At 52.9% G+C, this 26,614-nt stretch carries 20 protein-coding genes; 10 read left to right on the top strand and 10 right to left on the bottom strand.

Translation table 11 applies throughout. The features are described from left to right. Positions 1–348: 348 nt before the first annotated feature. The 3 genes from SH527x_RS12710 (at position 349) to SH527x_RS12700 (ending at position 4,297) form a co-directional block, all read left to right on the top strand. Positions 349–1,218 carry a thioredoxin family protein gene (locus tag SH527x_RS12710; protein WP_437191053.1) on the top strand — a complete coding sequence of 290 codons (870 nt, stop codon included), beginning with the start codon at positions 349–351 and terminating at the stop codon, positions 1,216–1,218. Between the two features lie 305 nt (positions 1,219–1,523). Then, positions 1,524–3,596, top strand: coding sequence for a diguanylate cyclase (locus SH527x_RS12705; protein WP_437191052.1), 2,073 nt, complete (start codon positions 1,524–1,526; stop codon positions 3,594–3,596). Positions 3,597–3,736: 140 nt separating this feature from the next. Further along, positions 3,737–4,297, top strand: coding sequence for a DJ-1/PfpI family protein (locus tag SH527x_RS12700; protein WP_437191051.1), 561 nt, complete (start codon positions 3,737–3,739; stop codon positions 4,295–4,297). Between the two features lie 126 nt (positions 4,298–4,423). Here the strand turns inward: SH527x_RS12700 and SH527x_RS12695 are convergent, their stop codons facing one another. From SH527x_RS12695 to SH527x_RS12685, 3 genes are all read right to left on the bottom strand, one after another. Beyond that, entirely contained in the window at positions 4,424–5,344 is a 921-nt protein-coding gene (locus SH527x_RS12695; protein WP_437191050.1) for an NAD(P)-dependent oxidoreductase, read from the bottom strand. Between the two features lie 74 nt (positions 5,345–5,418). Then, positions 5,419–6,048 carry an RNA polymerase sigma factor gene (locus SH527x_RS12690; RefSeq protein WP_437191049.1) on the bottom strand — a complete coding sequence of 210 codons (630 nt, stop codon included), beginning with the start codon at positions 6,046–6,048 and terminating at the stop codon, positions 5,419–5,421. 66 nt (positions 6,049–6,114) lie between these two features. After that, positions 6,115–7,101, bottom strand: coding sequence for an AAA family ATPase (locus tag SH527x_RS12685; RefSeq protein ID WP_437194625.1), 987 nt, complete (start codon positions 7,099–7,101; stop codon positions 6,115–6,117). Positions 7,102–7,555: 454 nt separating this feature from the next. On the opposite strand from SH527x_RS12685, the gene SH527x_RS12680 reads away from it, so the two are divergent. From SH527x_RS12680 to gcvPB, 3 genes are all read left to right on the top strand, one after another. Then, complete coding sequence (locus SH527x_RS12680; protein WP_437191048.1) at positions 7,556–8,536, top strand: hypothetical protein; 981 nt, start codon at positions 7,556–7,558, stop codon at positions 8,534–8,536. 608 nt (positions 8,537–9,144) lie between these two features. Then, on the top strand, positions 9,145–10,485 hold the full coding sequence (gene gcvPA, locus SH527x_RS12675; protein WP_437191047.1) for an aminomethyl-transferring glycine dehydrogenase subunit GcvPA: 1,341 nt from the start codon (positions 9,145–9,147) through the stop codon (positions 10,483–10,485). A gap of 56 nt (positions 10,486–10,541) precedes the next feature. Continuing rightward, positions 10,542–12,005, top strand: coding sequence for an aminomethyl-transferring glycine dehydrogenase subunit GcvPB (gcvPB, locus tag SH527x_RS12670; RefSeq protein WP_437191046.1), 1,464 nt, complete (start codon positions 10,542–10,544; stop codon positions 12,003–12,005). A 127-nt stretch (positions 12,006–12,132) separates the two neighbouring features. Here gcvPB and SH527x_RS12665 read toward each other — a convergent pair whose 3' ends face one another. The 4 genes from SH527x_RS12665 to SH527x_RS12650 form a co-directional block, all read right to left on the bottom strand. Further along, entirely contained in the window at positions 12,133–13,599 is a 1,467-nt protein-coding gene (locus SH527x_RS12665; RefSeq protein ID WP_437191045.1) for a DUF1501 domain-containing protein, read from the bottom strand. Positions 13,600–13,736: 137 nt separating this feature from the next. Next, positions 13,737–14,330, bottom strand: a complete 594-nt coding sequence (locus SH527x_RS12660) for a TIGR00730 family Rossman fold protein (protein ID WP_437191044.1) — start codon at positions 14,328–14,330, stop codon at positions 13,737–13,739. A 1-nt stretch (position 14,331) separates the two neighbouring features. After that, positions 14,332–15,894, bottom strand: a complete 1,563-nt coding sequence (locus tag SH527x_RS12655; protein ID WP_437191043.1) for a hypothetical protein — start codon at positions 15,892–15,894, stop codon at positions 14,332–14,334. A 281-nt stretch (positions 15,895–16,175) separates the two neighbouring features. Then, positions 16,176–17,903 carry a sigma-70 family RNA polymerase sigma factor gene (locus tag SH527x_RS12650; RefSeq protein ID WP_437191042.1) on the bottom strand — a complete coding sequence of 576 codons (1,728 nt, stop codon included), beginning with the start codon at positions 17,901–17,903 and terminating at the stop codon, positions 16,176–16,178. A 1,522-nt stretch (positions 17,904–19,425) separates the two neighbouring features. Here SH527x_RS12650 and SH527x_RS12645 point away from each other — a divergent pair. The 3 genes from SH527x_RS12645 to SH527x_RS12635 all read left to right on the top strand — a co-directional run bounded on the left by SH527x_RS12645 (position 19,426) and on the right by SH527x_RS12635 (position 23,018). Next, entirely contained in the window at positions 19,426–20,556 is a 1,131-nt protein-coding gene (locus SH527x_RS12645) for a type IV pilus twitching motility protein PilT (RefSeq protein ID WP_437194624.1), read from the top strand. A gap of 112 nt (positions 20,557–20,668) precedes the next feature. Then, the gene (locus SH527x_RS12640) at positions 20,669–22,576 is read left to right on the top strand and encodes a GspE/PulE family protein (protein ID WP_437191041.1); all 1,908 of its coding nucleotides are present in this window, start codon (positions 20,669–20,671) and stop codon (positions 22,574–22,576) included. 118 nt (positions 22,577–22,694) lie between these two features. Next, positions 22,695–23,018, top strand: a complete 324-nt coding sequence (locus SH527x_RS12635) for a DUF6793 family protein (protein ID WP_437191040.1) — start codon at positions 22,695–22,697, stop codon at positions 23,016–23,018. Positions 23,019–23,200: 182 nt separating this feature from the next. Here the strand turns inward: SH527x_RS12635 and SH527x_RS12630 are convergent, their stop codons facing one another. Next, on the bottom strand, positions 23,201–23,674 hold the full coding sequence (locus tag SH527x_RS12630; protein ID WP_437191039.1) for a PilZ domain-containing protein: 474 nt from the start codon (positions 23,672–23,674) through the stop codon (positions 23,201–23,203). A 460-nt stretch (positions 23,675–24,134) separates the two neighbouring features. Here SH527x_RS12630 and SH527x_RS12625 point away from each other — a divergent pair, with 460 nt between their 5' ends. Further along, positions 24,135–24,644, top strand: a complete 510-nt coding sequence (locus SH527x_RS12625) for a hypothetical protein (RefSeq protein WP_437191038.1) — start codon at positions 24,135–24,137, stop codon at positions 24,642–24,644. Between the two features lie 56 nt (positions 24,645–24,700). On the opposite strand, the gene SH527x_RS12620 is transcribed toward SH527x_RS12625, so the two are convergent. Both SH527x_RS12620 and SH527x_RS12615 read right to left on the bottom strand, forming a co-directional pair. Further along, positions 24,701–25,870: a THUMP-like domain-containing protein gene (locus tag SH527x_RS12620; RefSeq protein ID WP_437191037.1), complete on the bottom strand. Its 1,170-nt coding sequence runs from the start codon at positions 25,868–25,870 to the stop codon at positions 24,701–24,703. A gap of 122 nt (positions 25,871–25,992) precedes the next feature. After that, the gene (locus SH527x_RS12615; RefSeq protein ID WP_437191036.1) at positions 25,993–26,493 is read right to left on the bottom strand and encodes a hypothetical protein; all 501 of its coding nucleotides are present in this window, start codon (positions 26,491–26,493) and stop codon (positions 25,993–25,995) included. Between the last annotated feature and the right edge of the window lie 121 nt (positions 26,494–26,614).

The following is a 26,614-nucleotide window of genomic DNA, read 5'->3' as shown; positions in this document are numbered from 1 at the left end:
GAAAAAAGTCAAACAAATCTTTCTGAGGGGATAGGCAGAATCTGCCGACTGGGTGGATAGGTTTGCACGGACTGCGCAAAGGGCGCAAATTTGGCCTGTAGCGTTTTACTGTATATTCGATAGAGAAAAGTTTACTTACGGATCCTTCGTGGTTGGCAAACTCGACTTATTTTCTCGGGTCGCTACACTCTGCACGTTCCAACTTTAAAACAGACCATCGCCCGCACTTTTGCTGCAGGCGAACTTCTATTTCTGGTCAAACGGTCGGTGTTGTCGATACGGAATTAGAGGCAGATATTGCTGCTATTCCGAATCGGGGCACCACGCTTCATTCATGAAGGGATTGTCATGACTCTCCTACGCTGCATGATCGCAGCCCAGGCAATTGTCTGCCTTCTGTGTCAATTCGCATCAGCTGAAACTCTCTGGCATACGGATCTGAATAAGGCCCGCGAACAAGCCCAGGAGCTCCGTCGTCCTTTGCTGGTCCACTTCGGTGCGACCTGGTGTGCTCCTTGCGTCAAGATGGAGCGAACCGTCCTGAATCAGCCAGCGGTTCTTGAGCAACTGAAGGCCAATGCTGTTTGCGTCAAGATCGACGTCGATCAGCAGAAAGCGTTGGTCAAGCGGTTCGGCGTCCAGCAGTTCCCAATGGACATTTTCCTGGAACCGACCGGGGAGCGTCTGATGGAATCAACTGGCTACCACCCGCCAGAAGAATACATCGCTCTCGTCGACCGTGCGAGCCGACGTTATTCGTCGCTCGTTGCTTCCCGTCAGCCCAAAACTCCCGGCGAATCACTGCCAACATCTGGTAATACTGCAGCAATGCCACTCGGCGGAGCTCAGGTTCAGCCGATGATTGAAGGCTATTGCCCAGTCACGCTGCACGGAACTCGTGGTTGGAAAAAAGGGGATGCTCAATTCCAGACTGACTATAAGAATCAGCGGTTCTACTTCGTCAGTCAGGCAGCAAAGGATGACTTTGTTCAGTCTCCAGAGAAGTTCGCTCCACAGTTTCTCGGCTGTGATCCCGTTCTTCTGTTCACAGCAGACCGTGCAGTGACCGGCTCTGTTGAGTGGGCAGCGTTCTTTGATCAACGCCTGTACCTCTTCACGACTGAAGAGAATCGCCGTAACTTTAAAGCCAGCCCTGAGAAGTACATCCGTGCACAGGTTGTGCTGAATATCGATCAAATTGAAACAGCATTTCAATAATCGAAACCGCTGTTGAACTGACAATCTGAAAAGTCTCCGCCTTGTGATGGGTTTCCGTCACAAGGCGGTTTGCGTTTATGGGTATGAATGCATCGCATGGGACTGTCTTGTAAATGAGGCTAACCTGTTTGATGGTCGAATGATGCCGAAAATCACGATGTCGTTACAACGGGCGAATCGATCGTCTAAGTAACAACAATTTTTTTTGACAGGACTGCACAAAATTTGACAGCCAGAATTGTTGACCTACGGTTCAAAACGTAAGCAGAAAACGTTTTATTTTCCCTGTAGGAATCAGTACGAACATGGCGAATGCATCCTCGCCAATGCAGGCTGTTCGAGCAGTCGATCTCTCGAACACGCATCCGATGGATTCCTCTCGGCTATTTATTGCCCTGTTGAATCTCGTTCAGACCGGAAATCCTTCTCCGTCAGGAAAAGGCGGAAGTCACCTCATCGCAGCTCCGATCTTTCGGCGGTTGCTTTCTGCGCTGCATTATCGGGATGCCAATACGCTCAAGCATTCATGCCGCGTGGGTGTCATCTGCGTCGGAATCGCATCTCGCCTGGGATGGGAGAACGACGATCTTCGTGTCATTGAAATTGCATCGTTGATTCATGACATCGGGAAGATTGGGATTCCTGATCACATTTTGCGTAAGCCAGGGAAACTCAGTCCCGACGAGGCAGAGTTCATTGCCTCCTATCATCGAGTGGCGGTCACCCTCTTGCAGGCGTGCCAAGTGCATCCCGACATCATCGGCATCGTGGCTCAGTCACATGGAATTGATCACGAATCACGAAGCAATCCGCACCTGTTGAGTCTGGGTGCCCGAATTCTCGCGGTGGCCGATGCCTATGATTCTTTGACAACGAAGCAGGCGTTTCGTGAACCTCTCAATCGGTTTGACGCGCTGCAGACACTCGAACGACAATCCGGCAAGCAATTCGATCGGAATGTGATTGCAGCATTGGGCCGTTGGCTCGACGGATCGGATGCACTGCAACTGGCCGATGATCACGCGTCCTGCCTTTCGTTGCTGGTGAACGCACCCGTTGATGATGGGGCCCAGGCAACTGCGAATGAGCTTTGCTACCTGTTCCATCATCTTTATCTGTTAGAGACGCTTTACGACGCGTACTACGTCATTGGCAGTGATCGACAGGTTCTCATCTGGAGTACTGGCGCGGCGACTCTCTTTGGACTGTGTCCGAAAGAGGCCATGAATACCAAATGGAAGCGGCAGATTGTCAGCCCGACGTATGCCACCACCGATCCGATTGATCAGGTCTTTCTGAATTCCGATGCCATGTGTCACAGCATGACGATTAAGGAAGCCGACGATACGTTCTCGGATGTCGACGTGCAGACGCTCCCGATTCTTTCAGAAGATGGAGAAGTCAGCGGAGTCGTTGAACTCATCTGCAATAACAAGGAGTCGAAGCGCTATCGCGGACAGTTCCGCACACTCCAGCTTGCGGCAACGCGTGATGCTTTGACTGGAGTCTTCAACCGCGGCGAACTCGAGCGGCAGTTGAACATTCTTCACGAACATTGGAATGGTGACCGGCGGGATCCATACAGTGTTGTGTTCATGGATATCGATCACTTCAAATCGATCAACGACAAGTATTCTCATGCGGTCGGGGATCTCGTCCTGACGGAATGCGCCCGACTGATTCAAGATGATCTGTACTCAGGCGAGATCATTGCCCGATACGGTGGCGAAGAGTTCATTATTCTCTGTCCGGAAACCGACGCCGAGACAGCACGGTGGAGATCCGAACGTCTGCGTCGTGTCCTGTTAGCGAAGACATTCGCCGACATCGAAGGTCTGACAGTTACCGCTTCGTTCGGGATTGCGGAAGTTAAAGCCGACGAGTCCGCCAGTTCGGTGATGGCCCGCGCAGATGCCTCTCTTTATGAGGCGAAACGGACAGGGCGAAATCGCGTCTGTGTGGCGGATCCACAAAGGGAATTGGAAAGGTCAGCGAATCCTGTTCGGAATCGACAGAACGGTTCGTTAAAGCATTCTGCGACCATTCAAACCTGTGTGGCTGGTGAATTGCTGCAAATGAAATTCACCGGGTTCGTCGAATCCTATCGGGCGAAAGTCCTGAAGGTCGAGTCGCGTCGTCTGGAGATCCAGATGGGAAGTTCCGGATTTCTTGCGAATCTGTCGCGGACCGGTCTCGAACGAATTCCAGTTCGAATGCAGATTGAGATCGCCGACATTCCGTCCGCCACGTACAGCAACTCTCAAATGTTGTTGAAGATTCGAGTCGAGCCGGTCGGCGGTCAGGTCGACGAAGATCGGTTTCTGCTTCGGGCTGACAATGTCGTGCAGCAGTTGCGTTCTTACATGATGGGAACGTGATCACGATTGCGAGTGAATCCGGACTCAAGATTCTTTATTGTGTGAAGATCCACTGGATCTTCCAGCGGGGGCTCCGCGCCAGCATTCAGCGGTGAATTCTTCGTCGGAGTGAGTTCGATATCTACTCAGAGGGCGGACGAATGGCTGGGAAAGTTCTGATTGTGGTGGGTGATGCGACTGAGACCGTCGATACCCTGTATCCATTTTATCGTCTGATTGAAGCCGGATTTCAGCCTGTCATCGCCGCTCCCGAAAAGCGTCTCTATCAAATGGTGATGCATGAGGTTCGTCCCGGCTGGACGATCACCAGAGAATGGGAAGGGTATCAGATTCAGGCGGATGTCGCGTTCAGCGAGATCAATCCTGACGACTACCTTGGGATTCTGTATTCAGGTGGTCGGGCTCCTGAATATATCCGCTATGACGCAGACCTCGTGCGTATCACCAAACACTTTTTCGAGAAGAACAAGCCGATTGCCAGCGTTTGCCACGGAGTCGAAATTCCTGCATACGCAGACTGTGTGCGTGGGCGTCGGATGGCGACAGTGGCGAAATGCCGATTCGACCTCGAAGTTTGCGGGGGAATCTATGTCAATGAACCGTGTGTCATTGATGGCAACCTGATCAGCGGTCGAACCTTTCACGACAATGGACACTATGTCGGTCCATGGATCAAGTTGCTGGAAGCAGCGGCCAGGTAATCCTCTTCGGGGGCTTCATCTGAGCTCGGTTTCAACGCAGAAGGCGAATCCATCTTGTGTCCCGGTGAGACGCAGGACGGAATTCGCCTTTCATCGTTTATCCAGATTGGATTCAGTGAGTCACGACTATTTGCGATTGATCCAGTCAATTCCCGACATGTCGGCAAGAGCCAGCAGCAGTGCATGGGTCCCATTTCGTCCCCAACCGTTTGCTTTCACGGAAAGATAGAGTTGCTCGGACATTGCCAGCCCAGGCAGAGAGAGCCCCATCTTACGGGATTCGGCGAGCGCGATTCCCATGTCTTTGACAAAGTGCTCAACGAAGAAGCCGGGGTCGAAATTGTTGTTGATCATCCTTGGCCCGAGGTTCGAAAGGGACCAGCTTCCCGCCGCCCCAGTTGAGACGGACTTCAGAACCGTTTCAAGGTTTAACCCGGATTTGTAGCCATACAGCAAGGCTTCGCACACACCGATCATCATGGTGGAAATCAGGATCTGATTCACCATTTTTGTGTGTTGTCCGGCACCGGCAGGACCCTGATGGACAATCGTTTTTCCCATTGCTTCCCAGCATGGCTGTAAAGCAGTCACAACGTCCTGATCGCCTCCAATCATGATGGAGAGTCTGGCTTCTTTTGCCCCGATGTCGCCGCCAGACACCGGTGCATCAACAGCCAGCACGCCCTTTGCTTTCGCAGTCTCGGCAATCTCAATCGCCAGCGAGGGCTCACTTGTTGTCATGTCGACAAGAATGTTCCCAGGTTTGCTTCCGGCAAGAGCGCCCTCTTCACCAAGAAAGACTTCGCGAACATCCTGAGGGTACCCGACAATCGCGAAGATGACGTCGCTTTGTTCGGCCAGTTTGCGAGGTGTGTCGGCCCAAAATGCTCCACTGTCGATCAGTCCCTGTGCTTTCTCTTTGGTCCGGTTGTAGACGGTCATCGAGAAACCGGCCTTCATCAGGTGACTCGCCATACTGGCACCCATCACTCCGGTGCCAATCCATCCAATTCGAGTGACGCCCGGGACGACCTTTAATGCTGACATAAGAGATTCCTGTGTGTTGATGAATGAATGGGGCAAAGGCCGTGACGCAGCATCTTTGCCAATGACGAGGCCAGTTATTCAGAGAGTCTCAGGTCGAGATCACTGTTGCCTGAATCGGCAGCGGCAGCTTTCAGTTTGCCGACGACAAAGTGCTTATGGTTCGCAACAGCCTGCTCAGAAATGTTGAGTTCCAGAGCGGCATCTTTATTGGTGAAACCTTTTACGAGCAGTAACTCGACACATTTCAGACGTTCGAGTTCGCCAGTCTGTTTCCATTGCTGAATCAACTTTTGCAGACACCCGACGACGATTGTTTCCTGGAGTTGTTCCTGCTCACGACTGCGTGCGAAACTCGATGCTCGCCTTGCTCTGCGGTCGACTGCTTCAGAAGCATCGCCTGAATCTGCTGCTCCGAATCTGAATGTCGGGCGTCGACCTTGTCGTCTTAATGCATCGGCGACTTTATAGGCGGCGATTGTGAATAGAAACGATTCCAGTGACCGAGTGTCGTCGTAGTTGGGAAGAGATGTCAGGAACCCGAGGAATGTTTCCTGTACAAGATCTTCAGCGAGACTGCGTTCGGAAATTCGGCTGATCACGAATGCCAGCAGTCGCCCATCGTATTCTGAGATCAACTGCTTCCAGGCGACTTCATCACCTCGCCGGACGCGTTGAATCAGGTCTCGATCTGAACTGAGTGACATGAATAACCGGGAGCGAACTCCAGCCTTTGGCCCGATGACTTCGTATGGAAGAACGACGAAGTGAAGTTACTTCTTCACAGGCGTTGTCTTCGTGATTCGTTTGGCCTTCTCTTCGAGTGAAGAGGGGATCGACTGAATCAAGTGCTCGACGACACCGTCTGGAGTGATGCCGTCACTGTCGGCCTGAAACGTGGTCAGGATTCGATGTCGTAAAACCGGTCGAGCGACAGCCCGGATATCATCGGTCGAGGCGTGAAAACGGCCTTCCAGGATTGCTCGCGCCTTCGCTCCAATGATGAGATACTGCCCTGCTCTTGGGCCAGCTCCCCACGAAAGGTATTTCTTGATGTAGGGGGATGCATCCGGTTCACTTGGGCGTGTTGCGCGAACCAGATCGCGTGCATATTCAAAGACATGTTCGGCGACCGGAACTTTTCTGACTGCTTCCTGGAGAGCCAGAATCTGCTCGCCTGTCAGTGCAGGTTGTGGGTCTGGATGATGGCTGCCTGTTGTTTGCTTGAGGATCTGCAACTCTTCGTCGGCCGTCGGGTAACGGACAACGGTATTAAACATGAAACGATCGAGCTGAGCTTCCGGAAGCGGATAGGTTCCTTCCTGCTCAATCGGGTTTTGCGTCGCCAGCACAAAGAATGGATTGGGGAGCCGGTACGTATGTGATCCAACCGTCACATGGCGCTCCTGCATTGCTTCGAGTAATGCCGCCTGCGTTTTCGGTGGGGTTCGGTTGATTTCGTCTGCCAGCAAAACGTGAGTAAACAGTGGTCCCTGTAGAAACTGGAACGACCTGCGGCCTGTTTCCGGATCGTCCTGTAATACGTCAGTTCCCGTGATATCGGATGGCATCAGGTCGGGAGTGAACTGAATGCGACGAAACGAGAGTTGCAAAATTTTGGCGACGGTGCTGACCAGCAGCGTCTTTGCGAGGCCGGGGACGCCAACAAGCAGGCAGTGGCCGCCGCTGAACATGGCGATCAGAAGTTGTTCAACGACTTCGTCCTGTCCGATGATGACTTTGGAGATCTCATCGCGCATGCGTCGATACGCTGCTGACAGGCCACGAATGGCCTGAATCTCCAGCTCAACATCTGGAGTCAGTTTCGCATTGCCGAAAGAGACATTGCCACTTCCGAGTTGTCCCTGGATGCGTTCGTTCATTGTGTCTTCGAGCAAATGGAATGATCAGGGCTGTTGTACGAATTCGAATCGCACACCAGGAAATTCAGGCGAATTACAGGATCGAGAAGCCTCGGTTGCGAGAAGGTTAACTCAAGTAAGCTGCGGAATTTGCCGTTGATTTCATGTTTGTTATGTCTTGAGTCGAGTCGCAATTGACCGTTCAACTTTTCCCGACTAAAGAACTGAGACGATGAGGAAATTGTGCGCCTTGGGAGGCGTTTGGAGTTCCTCGTTGACAGGAACGTCATCCACATCGTTCTGAAGGCGGCGGTCATTCGCCCTCAACACGACGCAATGAGAATTTTCTGCTATGCCTCTGTTTAAGTCCAATGCAAAACAAAAAGGATATCAAGGGACCCGACGCTATGTCGACATGTGGGTCTTTATGGGGGCACACCCGAGCAATCTGGATCTGTTTCAGCGTCTGAAGTCGGGCGATGATAAGCAATTCGGCGTGAATATGGACGTCTGCGGAACAGTTTCCGAGCATGATCAGAAGTCCGGAGAGTGGTCGGAATCGTACTTTGTCGGGATTCGCACTGACGCCTGGAATCCGAATATCGAACAGCAGCAGAGGCGACTTGAACAGATTCAACTGGACCGACAGGAGACGTTGCGGCGGCAAATCAAGACGTCAGGTTCATTGTCTTCAGCTCAGACATCCAAGCTGCATAAGACGATGCTCTATGATCCAGTGATGAAACTGCGGCCAGTTGATCTGGAGACGCGCCGGCTCGTGCTGAAACTCTTTAAGTCCACGACGGAACGTATCCGTTGGATTGGAAGTATTGAAGAACTCGTCTCGAATGAGCTTCATCGTTCTTGTGGAGCCGGGAAACCGTTGCTTTCGATGACGACGATCATGGACGGGGCGAAGTATCTCTCGGATATTGACGAGAATCAGCTTCGCTATCGAATCCCGTCGATCTACACGTTCAGCTATTTCCATGAACGTCGATCACGCATGTACTACATCACGATCCGCCGCAAATGGGTCTCGGTTGGGGCCGATTTCTGGGTGGAAACCGAAGGCCGTCGGATTGGTCTGATTGACGGAGCACTCTTCGGATTCGGCTACAACGCTTACGTGACGGTGACTGACCCTGAACTTTCCAAAGACACCCGATTTCTGGATCTGCTCACGCTCTTCACAACCTCAGTGGGCTATCACAGTGCGATGCGCCGGGCGATTAAAGCCCGCATGCGCGGCCGCAAGCAGGGAATTGCTGGCGACCAGATTATTGAGGATGAGGAATTCCGCCTGCTGATGAATCCGCGTCGTGCTGCATAGCCCGGTCGGGTTTTGCTTTGTCCTGCGACCCACGGCTCAGGATGGAAGTTCTCTCGGTGGCAGGTCACTGGAGAAAAGGTTTCTCGGTGGAAGGTTTCTCGGGGGAACCCCTGTTTTTCGGTGACGGCCCATCCCTATCTCAGTTCAAACATTTTTCTCTCCCCTGCTCTGGGGAATGTGTCTGAAAATTTCAGACGATTGCTGTGTCGGTATCTGAAGACCCATTCTTGGCGGCTGATGTGTTGGCGGTGACTGCACCTAAGTCGTTAAATTTGGAAGCATGTGTCGGGTGCTGAGTGGTCAACACTGTAAGCAGTGGCGAAACGTCCCTGATTCTCACTCAATTGCATTGATTTCCAGCCTCGACGATGCTGTGATTCGCACTGAGCAGAGTCTTTGCTCCGGTCTCTCTGACGTTCGCACCTTTGGTCTGCTGTCCGTCTCAATTCCGGTGGTATTGATCCAGTGGAGAAGTGCTGCTCAGATAACAGACTGATATCGGCATTGATTTCACGCTTTCGTCGACGGATGGTTGGCTTCCTTCGAGCGAGAGCGCCGCGAAGCGGACACATGAACCCCAGTTCGATCTGGGCACGAGGAATTTGGACGTGGCTTACCTGTATAGCACCGCTGCACAACAGCAGGAGATGTTGAAAGAGATCGGCGTTGACTCGATGGAAGTCCTGTTGAAGCAGGTTCCTGATGAGTTGCGTCTGAAACGTGATCTGAATCTGCCGCCAGCCATGTCCGAGCTCGAACTTGAGCAGCATATTCGTCGTCTCGCGATGCGGAACCGCGCTGATCGCGTCTGCTTCCTCGGGGGCGGTGCTTACGATCACTACGTTCCATCCGTCGTCGATGAAGTGACTGGCCGGGGCGAGTTCTATACCGCCTACACTCCATATCAACCGGAAGCAAGCCAGGGATCGCTTCAGGCATTCTTCGAGTTCCAGACACTGATCTGTGAACTGACAGGAATGGATGTCTCCAACGCAAGCCTGTACGAAGGTGGAACCGCAGTCAGCGAAGCTGCGTTCATGTCGATGCGGGTGACCGGTCGTCACGATAAGGTCGCGATCTCTGCTGGTGTTCATCCTGAATACCGCCAGATTATTGAAACCTACCTGTTCAATCTCGGGACCGAGGTCATCACGTTGCCGTTGGTAGACGGGAAGACCGATGCCAGTCAGGCAGCCGATCTCGTTGACGACAAGACGGCATGCGTGATCTTCCAGCATCCAAACTTTTTCGGGTGTCTCGAAGAGACAGATGCCCTCAGCGAAATTGCTCACAAACAGGGAGCACTCTCCGTCGTTTCGTTCGACCCGATCAGCCTTGGTCTGTTGAAACGCCCTGCTGAATACGGTGTCGATATCGCCGTTGCCGAAGGTCAGTCACTGGGCATTCCGCTGCAATACGGCGGACCTTACCTGGGCATCCTCGCTTGCCGTCAAGAATTTGTCCGCAAGATGCCGGGCCGCTTGATTACGCAAACACTCGATCGCGATGGCAAGGTCTGCTACGCATTGGGATTGCAGACACGCGAACAGCACATCCGTCGTGACAAGGCAACCAGCAACATCTGTACGAATCAGGGATTGCTGGCATTGCGGGCGACCGTTTACATGTCACTGCTGGGCCCTCAAGGGATTCGCGAAGCTGCAGAGCTTTCGGTTCGAAAGGCCCATTATGCAGCGAAGCAGTTAACGTCGATTGACGGTGTTGAATTGATGTTCAACACACCGTTCTTCAAAGAATTCACTCTGAAAGTTTCTGGCCGATCTCCGGTCGACTTCATCAGTGACGCAGCCGCTTCCGGGTTCGACATTGGCCCGGAACTTTCACGCTTCTCACTTGTGCCGTCGGCCGCACAAGACGGAATCCTTGTGGCCGTAACGGAAACCCGAACTCGGGCTGAAATCGATGGCCTTGTGGCCGCGTTGCGATAACGCAGGCACTGGTAACGGTTCATTAGGTCCATTTTTATTTCAGGATTCCATCGGTCATGCGAAATACAATCTCAACCAAATCACTGTTTGAACTTTCTTCCCCTGGACGACGGGCCGCTCAATTTCCGGCGTCCGACGTTCCAGACGTCGCGCTGGAGTCACTGCTTCCTTCAGACGCAATGTCGCAAACAGCACCGGAACTTCCGGAGTTGGCCGAAGGGGATGTCGTCCGCCACTTCGTCAATCTGTCCACAAAGAACATGTGCGTTGATACGCACTTCTATCCGCTCGGCAGTTGCACGATGAAGTACAACCCGAAGCGGCATGAACGGCTTGCCAAGGTACATGGGATTGGCGATCTGCACCCGTACCAGCGTCCGGATGCATCTCAGGGGATGCTCCAGATGCTGTTCGAAATGCAGGAGATGCTGGGCGAAATCTCTGGTTTGCCTGCAGTCTCTCTTCAACCAGCAGCAGGGGCACAAGGCGAGTTTACCGCGCTGCTTGTTGCGGCAGCTTACTTCCGTGAAAAGGGTGAGAAGCGAACCAAGGTTCTGTTTCCATCAAGCGCTCACGGGACAAATCCAGCCAGTGCTGCATTGGCCGGTTTTGAATGCGTGCAGTTGAACAGCTCGAAGGGTGGATTCGTTGACCTCGATGAATTGCGATCGAAAGTCGATGGAACCACTGCTGTCTTCATGGTGACGAACCCGAACACGCTGGGACTGTTCGAAAAAGAAATCGCACAGATCGCAGAGATTGTTCACAGTGTTGGTGGATTGGTCTATATCGATGGCGCCAACATGAACGCGATTCTCGGAATCACCCGACCCGGTGATTTCGGCGGCGACATGATGCACTACAACGTTCACAAGACCTTTACTGGACCGCACGGAGCAGGCGGCCCAGGTGCCGGTCCGATCGCTGTTCGAGATTTCCTCGCTGACTACCTGCCAGGTCCTGTCGTTGTGCAGGATTCTGAAGGGAACTACGAACTGAAAGATCCGGCCAAGTCTGTTGGTCGCGTTCGTACCTTCTTCGGTAACGTCGGAATTCTGCTTCGTGGATACTTCTATCTTCGCACTCTGGGAGCGAAGGGCCTGCGAGATGTTTCTGAGCATGCCCTGCTGAATGCGAACTATTTGAAGGCGAAACTGCGAGATGTTCTCCCTGTCCCAAATGGAGAATATTGCATGCACGAGTTTGTCGCGTCAGCCAAAACGCTCAAAGATCAGCGAGGAATCACCGCTCTCGACGTTTGCAAGCGATTGCTCGATTACGGATTCCATGCTCCGACCGTGTACTTCCCACTGGTTGTTCCAGAAGCGTTGATGATCGAGCCGACCGAGACGGAATCGAAGGAAACTCTCGATGCCTTCGTCGAAGCGATTCGTGCGATTGTCAAAGAAGACGGTGACTTCCTGCATGAGGCTCCGCACACGACTCCAGTGCGTCGTCCTGACGAAGTGACGGCGGCAAAGAAGCCAGTGTTGAAATGGACCGCTTGCGTCAAAGACTAGACCGATTTAGTCAGACGTCTTCCCTGCTCTCATAAAAAACGCATGGTGCTCTCGAATCGAGAACACCATGCGTTTTTGTTTTCAATGCTTCACAGCTGAGATGCGATGGACTGATGCGATGGACTGGTTAGGCCAGAATCGCTCGGATCGGGTCTGCCCCTTCAACACCAACGAGCTTCTGATCGAGCCCGCCATAGAAGTAAGTCAGGCGGTTTGGATCAAGCCCCATCTGATGCAGCGCGGTTGCGTGCAGATCCCGCACGTGCAGCTTGTTCTCCACGGCTCGAGCCCCAAGTTCATCAGTGGTTCCATAGCTGATGCCCCCTTTAACTCCGCCCCCGGCCATCCATGAGGTGAACCCATAGGCATTGTGGTCGCGGCCGGTTCCTTTGGCGTACTCAGCAGTGGGCTGGCGACCGAATTCACCACTCCAGACAATGAGTGTTGAGTCGAGTAACCCGCGTTGCTTGAGATCCTGAAGCAAGCCTGCGATCGGCTTGTCAGTCTCCTTCGCGTGAAGGTTATGATTCCCTTCCATCTCGGTGTGGGCGTCCCAGTTGGCGTCGTTGTGAGCACCACCGGAATAAATTTGAATGAATCGGACTCCGCGTTCAACCAGACGTCGAGCCAGCAGGCACTGCCGCCCGAATGTGGAAGAAACGGGATCATCCATTCCATAAAGTTCTTGAGTCGCTGCCGTCTCTTCAGCAAGATCGACTGCTTCCGGAGCATAGGACTGCATGTTGTACGCCAACTCGTAACTGGCGATCCGTGCGGCAAGGTTCGAGTTGTCACCGCGTGACGCCAGATGCGCGTCGTTGTATTCACGCAATGAATCCAGCATGCGACGCTGGCTCGATTTGCTTGTGTCCTGCGGAGGATTCAGGTCGAGGAATGGGTCTCCTTTGGGGCGCATGACTGTCGCCTGATAGGAGGCCGGCATATATCCGGAGCTCCAGTTCTTCGCTCCGGAGATCGGGCCCCCTTTCGGATCGAGCATCACAACGAAGCCCGGCAGGTTCTGATTGACGGTGCCCAGACCGTAATTCACCCAGGAGCCCATACAAGGACTGCCGCTGAGGAGCTTTCCTGAATTCATCATGAGCATGGCTGACCCGTGAATCGGACTGTCCGCAGTCATGGAGTGCAGGAACGCAATGTCATCGACTTTCTGGCCGAGATGCGGAAAGAGGTCGCTGACATATTTGCCGCACTCGCCGTACTGCTTGAACTTCCAGCGAGGTTCAATCAGGCGTCCCTGATTTTTGTGACCGCCTCGCCCGAAAGTCTTCACTTCGATCGACTGGTTGTCCCGCCCGTACATTTCCGGCTTGTAGTCGAATGTGTCGACATGGCTGGGGCCGCCGTACATAAACAGGAAGATGACAGCTTTTGCTTTCGCGTCGAAATGCGGCTGCTTTGGCTCCAGAGGATTGACGAACGGAGTGACGCCATCTGCAGCATAGGTCTGCTGTGCGAAGAAGTCGGGGGTGAGCATGCTGGCAAGAGCTGCACCACCAAATCCGCAGCCCGACTGCCAGAGAAACTCACGACGGGTACGTCCGCAGAAATTGTGAGTTGGGAGATTGGCCATCACGTCGTCCTCGGCAACTCGAAGTCAGGTGACCGTTGTGCGATCAGTTATTCCAGTCCGAATATTCTAGAGCAAAACTCGATTCACTGTATACACCGGCGTGCGAATTGACCGTCCGCCAGGGAACTCCGTTCGGTTTATGCCAGTTCCCGAATCGCAGTTGTGCCATCGTCCAAGTCGGGAACTCCGATTTTGAAGTGGGCCAAAAGCTCGGACACGGTGTTTGCAATGAACACCAGACTTCGATGTTCTGCTCTCATGAAGTCACTTTCAACTGCGAAATCCAGCATGGCAACCAACGGGTCGAAGTAGCCATTCGTATTCAGGATGGCGACCGGTTTGCGGTGAAATCCGAGTTGCGCCCAGGTCAGGATTTCAAACAGTTCGTCAAACGTGCCCAACCCGCCGGGAAGGGCGATATACCCTTGTGACAACTCTGACATCAACGCTTTGCGAGTGTGCATCGACACGACGACCCGCATGTCTTTGACACCGGGGTGAGCCAGCTCGCGATTGACGAGCGATTCAGGAATGACGCCAGTGATTTCACCTCCCCCTGCGAGGACGGCGTCGGCAACGATTCCCATGATGCCAACGTTCCCGCCGCCATAAACCATGTGGATGCCGTGTCGAGCCAGTTCGGTTCCCAACTCAGTCGCTGCAGCCGCCCAGACAGGATCTTTTCCCGGACGAGATCCGCAAAAAACGCATAGGGATTGAACTTTAGACACTTCAAAAATCCATGTTGGAGAGAGATTGAACAGGCCCGGACGATCGCGAGACATCCGAGTTCATGTTGATTGCGGAAGTAAAATCGTGCTGACGTGCGTCTCGCGATTCACTCCGTTGAGAGAGTGAAGTCTGGAGATCTGCATTCGGGTCCATGAGATAACGACTGACCGAAACAGGGCAGAATGACAGTGCGAGCAAACAGACCAGCATCAGGACTGTTGCAATCGAGGTCACCAGTTTGAATGGCATTTCACGGACGCGAAATGGCTGTTCCAGCAGGACATGTTGAATCAGCTTCAGGTTCCCCAGACTTTGGAGAATCAGAATGGTCAGGAGCACAACTGCGAGCAATGTGAATCCATTGTCTCCTTCAATCATCTTTGTCAGGCCAGACTGATGATGAGGGAGCAGGCAGGCGACAATCAGTCCTAATCGCCACCAGAAACCTGGGAACGGAGGCAGCCCGGAAAGGTTGGCAAGTGCGGCGACAAGGGGGATGGAAGCGATTGGGCGTTGATAAACCGCTCCCGTCAGTGGAGCGATGACATCGTTTCCATTTCCGGATGAGAGGAAGAGCCGATGGCTGCAGACGAAGAGAAGTAAAGTTGTTGATTCAGAAAGAAGGATCAGTACAAAGAGTGATTGTCCGGTCGGCAAGTTCGAGGAGATCGACCAGTTGCGATCATCGAAATGCCCCCATTGCCAGTTCTGAATGCAGAGCGCGACGATCAATGCACTCAGTGTCGAAAACGACAGAAACGTCATGCGACGGGAGAAGACTTCTTCCCTGTAAATACGTGTTGTACAGATCGTCAGTGTGAAAAGGCTGGCAATCACAAGGATGAATGCCTGTTGGCGAATAAACGGAACCTGCTCTGCCAGACGCCAGAGAAAAACGGCTGCGGTCATTGACGGGAGAAAACGCAAGGCAATGACATCCAGAATCGGTTCCTGGCTTTCCTGCCTCGCGATCACACGTGGAAACGGAAACCATCTCAGCGCTCCACCGAGTCCACAGATGATCAAAACCATTCCAGTCGACGACCATGTCGCATCTGGTCTGTGTGAAAGGTGCAGGATCGTTCCGATTCCGAGTAACGCACTTCCCACGAGTAGTGTGGAATGTTGTTTCCAATATTTCGCGAACGTCTGCGAACGATCTCGCCCATAAAAAAGTAAGGCAGCAACGCTCAACTGGAATGTCGCCCATGTGAGCGCTGGGTGAAGTCCGACGCCAATCAGCGAGAGCAGTCCGGCACTCCAGAATGTCGCTGATAATTGGACGGAGCTGGGACCGGTCTTGTCATGTCTGGAGTTGAAGTGGAGAAACGCGACAACCAGACAAGTGACCGTCGCGACGAGTGCCGCAGCGACTGAGACATTATCAAAATGTGCGGTGGTCGGTCCTCGCTCACCCTTGGCAATTTCAAAGGCGGTCAACCCCACAGAAACGAGTCCAACGCCGATGGCGATGACGTTCACAATGGACGCTCGCTGGCCAGCGAGCTTGATGAGCAGTGCTGTCAGAAGTAACAGAAGGGAAGCAGCAACTTGTATCAGCATTGGCTCTCCCCTCTGCCCGACTCTAGAAATCTCAGACTCCTTGTCGAAGCCTGAATACTACTGTAGCGAGTTCTCTTGTGCAGAAGCCAGACTCAGTCGCGTGTGAAGCACACTTCCTGCTGGGACGAACGAATTTTACTTGAGGATGGGCTGTGAAACGGGGATCGCTCCATCGGGACTGACGACGCTGGAATCGACTTTGTATGACCGGCGATTGCAATAAAAAAAGCCGCTCACGCAAACGTGAGCGGCTTGTCGTTATCAGGCTTGATCAAAGTGAATTAGACTTCGACTGGTTCAAGACCTTCTTCTGAGTCCACTGGTGGGAGTTCGACATCCTGACCGGAGTACAGGGTTTCGACGAATCCTCGCAGGTGCTCAGCACGGGTCTGATGCTGCAGTTTTCGCAGAGCTTTTGATTCGATCTGACGAATACGTTCGCGAGTCACCTTGAAGATACGGCCAGTCTCTTCCAGTGTATAGCTGTAGCCGTCGCCCAGACCGTAACGCAATTTGATAATTTCGCGTTCGCGGTAGGTCAGACTCTTCAACACATGGTTGATCTTGTCCCGCAGCATCTGATGCATTGCGGAATCGGCAGGTGTGCTTTCGCTGCTGTCTTCCAGGAAGTCACCGTAGCTCGAGTCTTCGCTTTCGCCGACTGGCGTATCGAGACTGATCGGGTGCTTCCAGGTCTTCATGATGCGTTCGGTCTCTTCAACCGACAATCCGACTGCTTCGGCCAGTTCCTCGGTCGTTGGTTCACGACCGGTTTCCTGACGAATCTGCTCGCTCTTGGCTTTCAGAGTCGAGATGCTCTGGAACATGTGAACCGGAATACGAATCGTTCGTGCATGGTCAGCGACCGCACGAGTGATTGCCTGCCGAATCCACCATGTTGCGTATGTTGAGAACTTGTAGCCGCGGCGGTATTCGTATTTTTCGACCCCGCGCATCAGACCGGCATTTCCTTCCTGAATCAAGTCGAGGAAGCTCAGGCCGCGGTTACGATACTTCTTGGCGATCGACACCACGAGTCGCAAGTTTCCGCCAGACAACTGCTGCTTGGCATGTGTCCAGGCGTCAAAGCGATCGCGAATCCCTGCCAGACGGTTCTTGTACTCTTCTGGAGTTTCGCAAGTCAGGTCGACCAGTTCCTGCAGTTCACGACGCAGCATGGCGACTTCGTTAACGGCAGATGGCTTCTTCTTGATCGCGTTGATTTCACGAACGAGTTCAATCTTTCGCTCGCAAATCTGCTGCATCCGCTTATAGACCGGTTGCAGGCGATGGGTTCGCAATGACAGTTCTTCTGCCAGTGAACACATCTTGCGGCGACGGATTTTCATCCGTTCACGAGCGACCTGACGTTCTTCTGTTGAAGTGCCTTCTTGCAGGATCAATTCGAAATCCTTGCGGTTTTCGGCAAGCAGGTGCTTCAGAGTCGGCAGGTTGACCGGCATACGACCAAGAATCTGTTCCTTCTTGGTGTTTTCGGTATCGGAAGTTCGCAGGGTTCGCTCGAAAGGCAGCTCGCCTGAGTGAACCTGTTCCAAAATTTCGACTGCAGTGTTTAATGCAAAATCTGATTGCATCAACATGCGTCGATATCGTTTTCGGGTGATTTCGATCTGCTTTGCCAGGAAGATTTCGTCTTCCCGGGTCAGCAACGGAATGTTCCCCATCTGGCTGAGGTACATCCGGATCGGGTCGCGTGATGACATCGGAGCGTCAGGCTCGATCAGCCCACGCGCCAAAGCCATCTCGGTGATGTCCGGATCTGGAGTCTGCTGCTGCTCCATTCGGGTTTTTTCAGCAACAGTCTTTGGTGCACTCGGGTCGTTGATCAAAGTCAGATCAAGTTCCTCGATTGCGTGGATGATCCGGTCCATCATGACCGGATCGCCGCCTTCATCCGGCAGATAGGCGTCGACCATCTGAAATGTCAGAAATCCCAGTTTATGGGATCGCTTCATCAGGTCTGCAAGACCGGAATCAAGTCGATGCACGTTCTACTCCTAGCCGAAAATTAACGAATTGTCTTAAAAATATGGCGAACCGGCTCAACTCAGCTCAGGTTGCCAGAAATACGAATTTTTCCGAATCGTTTGAATCGGAGTTGTTCCCCACTCGCTCCGCACAACGCAGTGTGTTGAGCACCGTTCAGTGAAATTGCATCAATGTGAAAGTCAAATAGACACATTGGATTCATCATGAAGGAGAGACCGAGGTGGCAGAACGATTGAATATTGGGAACGATGAACACCAGGAATCAAATCAGGAGGACATCGCCCAGTTGTCTCGGATTTGATGAGACTCGATGTCGCTGATTATGGCTTGATGCCTCGACGAACTCAGGTTCGTATCGGCCACGGGGCCTGATTCAAACTCCGACATCCGTCGGATCTGGATGGTGGTGACCCCCGCATCAAGAGTGGGGCAGCCAGAAAAGTCCCTCGAATCGATTCGCTCGAGAAATATTGGGGCGACAGCATCCTTACTCCCTCCCAAAGGCCCAACCTGCTCTGGAATCTGCAATCGCGTTCTTGACCTAACATTCTCTGCCTTCACGCGTTGCTTCAATTTCAGACAGGCATTTTTCCCTCCATGGGACGCCTGAAACACGGATGCCATCCTAACACAACTCCCCCTTGCGTCCACGAAGTATTTTTCAGCGAAATTAACTTTTTCGCCAAAAAAACTAAAGAACGTCTTAACCAATTTCTACGCGCGTCGATTTCGGTCGTCAATCGGTCACTGTTAACGTTACCTCGCTCTTTTTGGTGAGGTCGGTCACAAGTGACGAATTTTTTTCGTGAATCAACATGAGGGCGTTGCGATATGGAACATCGATCCGACAGAGAGATCGCCAATAGCAATTCAGAGGTTTCAGATTGCTTTCCACCGTTTTAAACACGCATGGTCACTACAACCCGGGCTCCAGGCTGTTTCAGACTTCTGTTGATGAGGTTTTTGCAGGTCGAAGTGGTTTTCGGGTTGTCTTAAACGGCTTTTGATCGGTTGGTGAGAACCGATGAATCGCGATTGGAAAATTCATTAATGTGCAGGAATTTGACGCAGGTTGCGTGGCTCGACTCGTGGTTTTGCTGAATTGAGAGGTGTGTTGAATATGGATGAATGAGGATGGGCGGTTTCCTGTCTTCCCTTCTCTCCATGAGTCGGGATGGAGTATTCCGGAAATATGAGAGCTTCCTCTGGCGGCATGTCGCAGTTCAGGCGGTTTCGGCATCGGGGAAAGTATGACTCGTTGTCGATTTGGCCTCTGGAGGTTGCACTGTTACAATTTTCGTTCGCCACTGTTGCCGTTTTCGCGTAAAGAACAGTGGAAATCAGTTCGGTTCAAATTCTTCGATTCACGATCAAGATTTCGGGAGCTCAGGAGCGTGCACTTCCTTCAGGGTGTGCTCAATCTTGTGCGTGGTTCGTTCCGAGATCTTCTCCCTTCACCTCAGGACTTGTGTCATGTCATCACACGGTTCAGCACCATCTGTTAATCCGCAGGCCGAGATCATGGGCCCGCCAAAGGTGGATAAGAATGCGCCTGATCCTGAGATCAACAAGCTTTTCCGACTGCAGATCAAGAACGGTGCGTCAGATTTGCATTTGCAGACTGATAAGCCTGCCATGCTTCGGGTGAGAGGGGCCATTCGTGAGCTTCAGATGCCTCCGCTGGGAGCAGAGCAGCTCTGGGCGATGTTTTATGAAGTGATGGATGACCGCAATAAGCGCATCATGGAGCAAAATGGGGGAGCCGACTTTTCGCACATCGTTCCGTACGAGGGAACGAATTGGCGATTTCGTGTGAACCTCTTCAAACAGCTTGGCAAACCGGGCCTTTGTGCTCGAAAGGTTGAACAGTCGATTCCACCATTCGAAGGGCTTTATCTGCCTCCAATTATGGTGGATTTGTGTAAGTACGATCAGGGGATGGTGTTGCTCGCCGGAGTGACCGGGTCCGGGAAATCAACGACCATTTCCTCGATGTTGAACTGGATCAATGGGCAGTATCGCAAGCATATCTTGACGATCGAAGACCCGATCGAGTTCGTGTACACCGCGGATAAATGCTTGATCAATCAGCGAGAGATTGGTCAGGACGTGATCGACTTCCACATCGCCATGAAACATGCGGTGCGAGAAGATCCAGACATCATTCTCGTGGGAGAAATGCGAGACCAGGAAACGTTCGAAACGGCGATCCATGCTGCGGAAACCGGGCACCTTGTGTACGGAACGATTCACGCTTCGAGTGCACCGGGAACCATTCAGCGTATTCTCGACTTGTTCCCACAGAGCATGCACAGCGCGATTCGCGCGAGTATGGCGATGAACATGAAGGCCATCGTCGGTCAGAAGCTTCTGAAGACGATCGTCGACAAGCCGTCACGAGTCCCGATCGTCGAGATCATGCTCTTCAATCCAACGGTGCGAAAGCTGGTGTTGGAGTCGATGGACGAGAAACTGGCGTCTGCAATTCGTATCGGAAAAGACGAAGGGATGCAGCTCTTCAATGACTCGCTGTATTCGTTCGTGACTCGAGAAATGATCAGTCGTGCGGACGCGTTTGAAATCTCTCCAAACGTGGAAGAGTTAAAGATGATGATCAAAGGGATTCAGGTTAAAGGTCCTTCGATCCTGTAAACGAGACGAGAAATGGAATTGCCGGGGAATCGCGAAGTCGTCCCCGGCAGTTTTTTATCGCAGTTCCGTTATTCTCAACGGGGCATGACCGTTCGATGTGGACTCAGGGGCTGTGCTGCACGTACCTTATGGCAACGCACCTGTCAGGATTCGCGTCATCTCATTGCGGGACAAACTGGTGAAAATGAACCATCGCAAACAGGGTCTACTGGTTCAGGCGATTCTGATCGTCGTATTCCAGTCTGTGTTGCTCAGCGGCATCACCTTCGCTCAGGTTCCTCCTGTGCCTGCAGGGGCAAGCTCGCCACAGTTTGGACGATACCCTGATCCTCCAGATCCGTTCTCACGCGGGAATCAGGTTCCATCGCGTCCAGATCACCCGAATCTGCACGTGAATGTGGCTCCACAGGTCGGCTTTTACTTCTCGCTTTTCAAACTGGCCTTTGTGATTGGGGCCTTTGCTTTTTGGCTGCACTATTCAAACTGGGTCCATGAAGACAGTCGGGGGCTGAAAGTCAGGCCAGACTTCTGGAACAGCTGGATGTTATTGGGCGGGGTCGTTGCGCTCGTGTTGATGCTGAATTCGCCCGGGATGGCGACCGGATTAGGTGCCGTCGCGCTGTTCTTTGGCGGCCCTTTGGGATTCTACGTTTGGGAGCGAAATCAATGCGTCCCTCCAAACCGTCAGGTCATGACACCTGCTCACCTGGATAGCTGGTCCCGACGTCAACTTGCGAAGGTCGGAATCAACCTGTCTCGCAAGAGTCAGGGTGATGCACACAATGGACCGCCAATTACGTTTGTTGGAAAGTCGCGAACCGGCCAGAAGGATGTCAGCCGCTCAAAGCAGGTCGAAACGTCCAAGGGATACGTTGCAGCAAAAGAACTCGTCTACGACGCCCTGCTGCGACGCGCGACCGATATTCACCTCGAACCGAAAGATGAAGAACTGGCGGTTCGTCTGCGCATCGACGGTGTCATGTTCCCTGCGGAACCATTCGACAAGGCGACCGGCGATGCCGTGACCAACATCGTCAAGGTGTTGTGTGCGATGGACATCACGGAACGTCGTCGCTCTCAGGACGGAAGTTTCGGAGCGATTCTGGAAGGACGCGAGATTGACTTCCGTGTCGCTTCTCAGGGAACGCGCCACGGCGAAAAGGTGAGTTTGCGTATTCTCGACCAGTCGAATTCAGTCAGCAAGATTGCTCAGCTGGGAATGCGCAAGCAGGTCGCCGAGACGCTTGCTCAGGTCATCAATCAGCCGCACGGGTTAATGCTGGTGTGCGGGCCGACCGGGGCCGGTAAGTCGACCACCTTGTATGCCGCGATCAATGAACTCGATGCGTATGAAAAGAACATCATCACCATCGAAGATCCTGTTGAATACAAGATGGCGAATGTCACGCAGATTGAGATCAATACCAAGGGGGGCACGACGTTTGCCCAGTCATTGAGAAGTATTCTTCGCCAGGACCCTGACGTCGTCATGATTGGGGAAATTCGAGACGAAGAGACCGCGAAGATCGCCTGTCAGGCAGCGAACACCGGGCACATGGTCTTCTCGACAATCCACGCCAACGATTCGATCACAGCGCTTTATCGCTTGATGGATCTCGGTGTCGAGCCATTCATGCTTTCAACTGCGGTCTCGGCCATTCTTGCACAGAGACTGACACGTCGGTTGTGTACGCAGTGTCGCGAAGCGTATGCCCCAACGGCTCAAGAGTTGAAAGAGCTGGGATTGCCGGTTGGGAAAATCAAAGAGTTCTATCGTCCCCCAGTCGAGAACAAGTCTTGCCCGAAATGCGGTGGGACAGGTTATCACGGGCGAATTGGTGTCTACGAAATGCTGGCTTTGAGCGAACGCATGAAAGACCTTCTTCGAGAAGGGGCAGCCATGTCTGCAATTCGTAACGAAGCTCGCAAAGAGGGGATGCTCTACATGCAGGAAGAAGGGTTGCGGCTGGTCGTTCGCGGGGTGACATCGGTGGAAGAGATTCAGCGAGTCGTAAAATAAGTTGACATTCCGACAAGGAACGATGAACCTGAACCGAAGCAGATTTGTCTTGTCAGGGGATTCCGTCAGAGACACCTGCTATTGCCAATTGCCACCATTTCCAGATGGAGTCGGATAGATGCCATTGTTTGAGATTGAGACGGCCGCTCACATCATGATTGGCTGGGCTGATTCCGCGGAGGAAGCGCGAGGATTCGCTCATGAGCACTACCCTGAAGAAGAAATCATGCGAGTCAGCAAGCGTCCTCGCGATGTCTGGGTGATCTCGAAGCGATTACTGGGAATGGAGACGGCTGCTCAGCCAAGTGATACGGCTCGTGAATGTCTGGCGAAGGCGTCTGGCGACAAGGTTCACGCGATTCGTCTCTACATGCACGAAACCGGTTGCGACCTGCAGGACGCTCAGAAAGTCATCGAGACCAATATGTCACTGGGGTGGTGACAGAAGAGTGCTCTGGACACAGCCGAGATGTTGCTTTTCGCTTCGTCTCTTGCTGTGTTCTTGTGCAAAGGGAACGTGCTGGCTTTCAGCCGGACCGCATCTTGATCAGTTCTCAATGATGACGGTGCTGAAAGCGAATCGAAATTCACGAATGGCGGCTGGCTGATCTCAGAGTGCCGTACTCAGGGCGAGTTGTTGCTTCTTCTGCAATCGTGATCCAACGGGCAGACGATGCTGCAACCGGCCTGATAGTTATGGCTGGATTTCTTTTGGCTCCAGCGAATCTCGACAAGAAACCGCACGGAATTCTGTTTTGGACAGTCAAATTCCGCCATGTAGTATCGCTGATCCAGCGGAACGTCGCTTTGGATTCCGATTCCGCTCAGAGAAAGATCGCGTGTTACGGCGAGGGTGGATTCTCCGCGCGTTTCGACCTGCTTCTCGTTCAGAACTTGAACTGGTTGCAGATAAAATGGAATCGCCAACGGTTCTCGAACATCACGTCTGCGATCCACCTCGGGAAGTGCATCGTCAGGCAGTGAGCCTGTGAATCGGAGGCATCCCTCGCAGTATTCGTCCCGGATTTTCAGGACGAGTTCTGCAATCTCTTCCGGGTGATCAATGCAATTGCCCGCATCGCGCATTGTGTGGACCATGTGAGTAGCCTCTTCCTGGAAAAATGCGACGTTGCCAAGACTCCTCGCCACCAGGCTGTTTCAACTTTCGGATCACGCAGAGATGAAGTTTGTCGTGAATCACTCCATTCAGAGTGCATTAACGACTGATTCTGATGTGATCTCAGCAGATTGAAATCTCTTCGATCCTGAAGAGGTGCGTTTCGCAACAGCTTGATTGGTGCTGGATTAAGGTGATTTGGCTCGACGCTCCTTCTGCCCGCATCACAATGTTAGGTTGGCTTTCTGAGTGCTGCCGCAGGAAACGAGTTTTGATTTGGAGGGGATTGTCTGTTGCGGCGGGAAATGCCGATGTGTTGAATCGTGGCAACAGCATGGCAACATCGATGTTGACAATTTTCAATTGCTTCGGATTGCACCAAAGTTTTTTGCACTGCGAAACCGATTCCTTTGATACAGCCGGTACGAGGGGAGCAGGTCTATGCAGGCATTTCAGTTGTCTGGCGTCTGCGTGGTCCTGATGGGCTTCGCAGGTTGTCAATGCTTTACGATCACAGAGCGATATCAGGACGTCGTCGATAATTTCGTCGATAAACCTCGGTCGCTGGAGCGTTGGTACGACCCGGGGCTGGATCTCACGCGGATTGGTTACCCTGACTGGTATCAACATAAGTTCAATGACAAGATCTACGATCGCTCATTGAGCCGCGGATATCGAGCGCTCCCGAACTACGCGCATAACCCGATCTACGTGCAGCCACAGGAAAAAGTGATTGCACGTCCGATTCCGGTGTTGCCAGGCAGCATGGAAGATCCGCTCCGTGAAGTGGATCCCACACTGCTCATCAGTCCGCCAGTGATCCCGCCGGTTGTCCCACCAGCGAAGTCGGAAATTCCAGCGCTGATTCCTCAATCGGATTCGCCTCCGCTCCCACCAAATGGTGCGGCAATTCCCGATGCTCCGCCAACTTCAGTCGATGGAGCGAAATAGAGCTCCGCGAAAGCCTGAAGCGACCGGGGATGAACTTGAGCTGGCGTATTGCCTGCCTATGGCGAAATGACGCGTCGGCCGATGACTGCTCTCGTCTTTCCATCCAGTCTGGCGAAGAACAGTGTCACCTTGTTCTTGCCTTTGAGCGGCAGCTTTCTGCGGAGAGCAGCCGCGTCGACAGGGACATGTCGGCAGCGAATTTCGACTTCCCCGATCTCTGCTTCGCGGAAGTAATTTCGAATGTCGCGATCGTTATTTGGCAGGTCCATCAGGACTTCATAACAGGCGACCGCAGGTGAGTGAATCAGCTCGCCAGAAGTCAGGTATTCTTCTGCGGCGTCGAGACGATTCAGGCTGAGTTCTTCAGTCAGCCTGTCGACGAGCCCAGCACGCACGATCGCTGGATCAGGGTCATAGAGATATGTCTCTAGTGGACCGACCATTCCAAGCGATTCCCAGGGGTTCCCGGAAAGAGTGAAACCTTGAGGAAGAATTGTCGCTCGCATCGCGTGTTCCCCACGGAGCGAACCAAACCAGACGATGGCTTCCCGGCAATCTCCATTCAGGCTGACGAGTTCAATCTCGCACTGGTTGAACTTACCCCCGAAATTGCTGGCGGACGAAAGTGTGATTGCCCCGCCCGGCTCATGTTCAACCAGCGACTGCAGCGATTCTTGATTCGGAATGTAGTCTTCCAGCTTCACTGCCTTTTGATTCGTGGCAGTACGTTGAGGATGAATGTGAATCAAATCTGCAGTTAAGGCTTCAACCGGATTGTTCACAACCTCGGTCTGAATACGTTCTGCGACTCCATACACCGCCGCGTTCATTCGGGTTCTGAGGATGGCGATCTCTGATGTCTCGCGAGCCGTGACATTCAGTCCGGCTTTGGCGAATCCGATCGAATTCGCACCGAATCCGCAGTAGAGGTCATAGACGTGTGAGCCAGCGGCTGCAAAGCGTTTGGCCTTGTGCTCGGCAATGAGATCGGGAGTGGCCTGCTCTAGTTCCTGACGGCTGAACCACATCTTGTCAGCGTGAATGTGTCGTCCGCTGGCACGGGTTCGCAGTTCAGAAAGTGTCAACGCTCCCCGAACGAGTTCCGGGTCGAATTGCTTCCTCAACTGTGTCTGAAGTTTCAGCCCCTGCCCTTCCTTGCTGGCGACTTGCGCCATGAGATTCGGGGTTTCAGAGAGTCGTATCAGGAGTTCGTAGTCGGAATTCATTGAAAAAAGAAACCGCAGGCCAGTTGACCTGCGGTGAGCCTCTACAGGAAATTGAATGCATTAAGTGGAGTGTCAGGCGACCGACTTGCAGTTGCCGGACAACACTGTGACGCTTTTGGACGTTACTTGGAACTCATTCGCCAAGGGAATGAACCGATCAGAATCAGTTCTTGTGGAGGAAGCGGGCCGGTGGATTGTGGGTAATAGAATCCGTACATATTGACGAGACCAGAGGTCATTTCGCCAATATAAATGACTCCGCTTCCCGGTTGTGCTCCGGCTGTTCCTGTTTGCTGGAGATTGGCTCGACCGGACACCATCACATATTGAGCCTTCGTGGTGACGCGGAAGTCTGCAGCGAGGTTGCGAGCCCAGGAATGGGTGAATCCGCCAACCAGTGTGCTGTACCCGGCGCCAATCAGGCGACCGGTGACCATGTCGAGAACGAAGACGGCTTCACTGTTGAGAGCAATGGTGTCGCAGGTAGCCATTGCAAATCGCTCACCAGCAGATGCTGTTGACGCATGAGCAGGTTCGGCCGGGCAATAATAGGTGATGGCCATGCCGAGCAGGGTTCCTGCAATCAGCCAGGTAAGCCGACGGTCAACTGGGGGCGTTTGCATAACTTCCTGTTCCCTTCGCAATGGATTCGAGTGGACAACACAGCCAGCAGCTTTATGAAACAGGGCAATCCTGTTTCAATCTGGTTGATCGTAACAAATGCTGGCACATTTTCACCAGATT

This window comes from Planctomicrobium limosum (genome assembly GCF_051465645.1).
Lineage (GTDB): Bacteria > Planctomycetota > Planctomycetia > Planctomycetales > Planctomycetaceae > Planctomicrobium.
Note: the sequence above shows the minus strand (reverse complement) of the source record. Positions and strands in the feature narration are given on the sequence as shown.

What these genes read in the sequence shown, in the direction of transcription:
- SH527x_RS12615 (WP_437191036.1), bottom strand. Translation starts at nt 26,493, where the DNA reads ATGCAAACGCCCCCAGTTGACCGTCGGCTTACCTGGCTGATTGCAGGA.
- gcvPB (WP_437191046.1), top strand. Translation starts at nt 10,542, where the DNA reads ATGCGAAATACAATCTCAACCAAATCACTGTTTGAACTTTCTTCCCCT.
- SH527x_RS12690 (WP_437191049.1), bottom strand. Translation starts at nt 6,048, where the DNA reads ATGTCACTCAGTTCAGATCGAGACCTGATTCAACGCGTCCGGCGAGGT.
- SH527x_RS12645 (WP_437194624.1), top strand. Translation starts at nt 19,426, where the DNA reads ATGGGCCCGCCAAAGGTGGATAAGAATGCGCCTGATCCTGAGATCAAC.
- SH527x_RS12625 (WP_437191038.1), top strand. Translation starts at nt 24,135, where the DNA reads ATGCAGGCATTTCAGTTGTCTGGCGTCTGCGTGGTCCTGATGGGCTTC.
- SH527x_RS12665 (WP_437191045.1), bottom strand. Translation starts at nt 13,599, where the DNA reads ATGGCCAATCTCCCAACTCACAATTTCTGCGGACGTACCCGTCGTGAG.
- SH527x_RS12620 (WP_437191037.1), bottom strand. Translation starts at nt 25,870, where the DNA reads ATGAATTCCGACTACGAACTCCTGATACGACTCTCTGAAACCCCGAAT.
- SH527x_RS12685 (WP_437194625.1), bottom strand. Translation starts at nt 7,101, where the DNA reads ATGCGCGATGAGATCTCCAAAGTCATCATCGGACAGGACGAAGTCGTT.
- SH527x_RS12680 (WP_437191048.1), top strand. Translation starts at nt 7,556, where the DNA reads ATGCCTCTGTTTAAGTCCAATGCAAAACAAAAAGGATATCAAGGGACC.
- SH527x_RS12655 (WP_437191043.1), bottom strand. Translation starts at nt 15,894, where the DNA reads ATGCTGATACAAGTTGCTGCTTCCCTTCTGTTACTTCTGACAGCACTG.
- SH527x_RS12705 (WP_437191052.1), top strand. Translation starts at nt 1,524, where the DNA reads ATGGCGAATGCATCCTCGCCAATGCAGGCTGTTCGAGCAGTCGATCTC.
- SH527x_RS12635 (WP_437191040.1), top strand. Translation starts at nt 22,695, where the DNA reads ATGCCATTGTTTGAGATTGAGACGGCCGCTCACATCATGATTGGCTGG.
- SH527x_RS12695 (WP_437191050.1), bottom strand. Translation starts at nt 5,344, where the DNA reads ATGTCAGCATTAAAGGTCGTCCCGGGCGTCACTCGAATTGGATGGATT.
- SH527x_RS12630 (WP_437191039.1), bottom strand. Translation starts at nt 23,674, where the DNA reads ATGGTCCACACAATGCGCGATGCGGGCAATTGCATTGATCACCCGGAA.
- SH527x_RS12700 (WP_437191051.1), top strand. Translation starts at nt 3,737, where the DNA reads ATGGCTGGGAAAGTTCTGATTGTGGTGGGTGATGCGACTGAGACCGTC.
- SH527x_RS12710 (WP_437191053.1), top strand. Translation starts at nt 349, where the DNA reads ATGACTCTCCTACGCTGCATGATCGCAGCCCAGGCAATTGTCTGCCTT.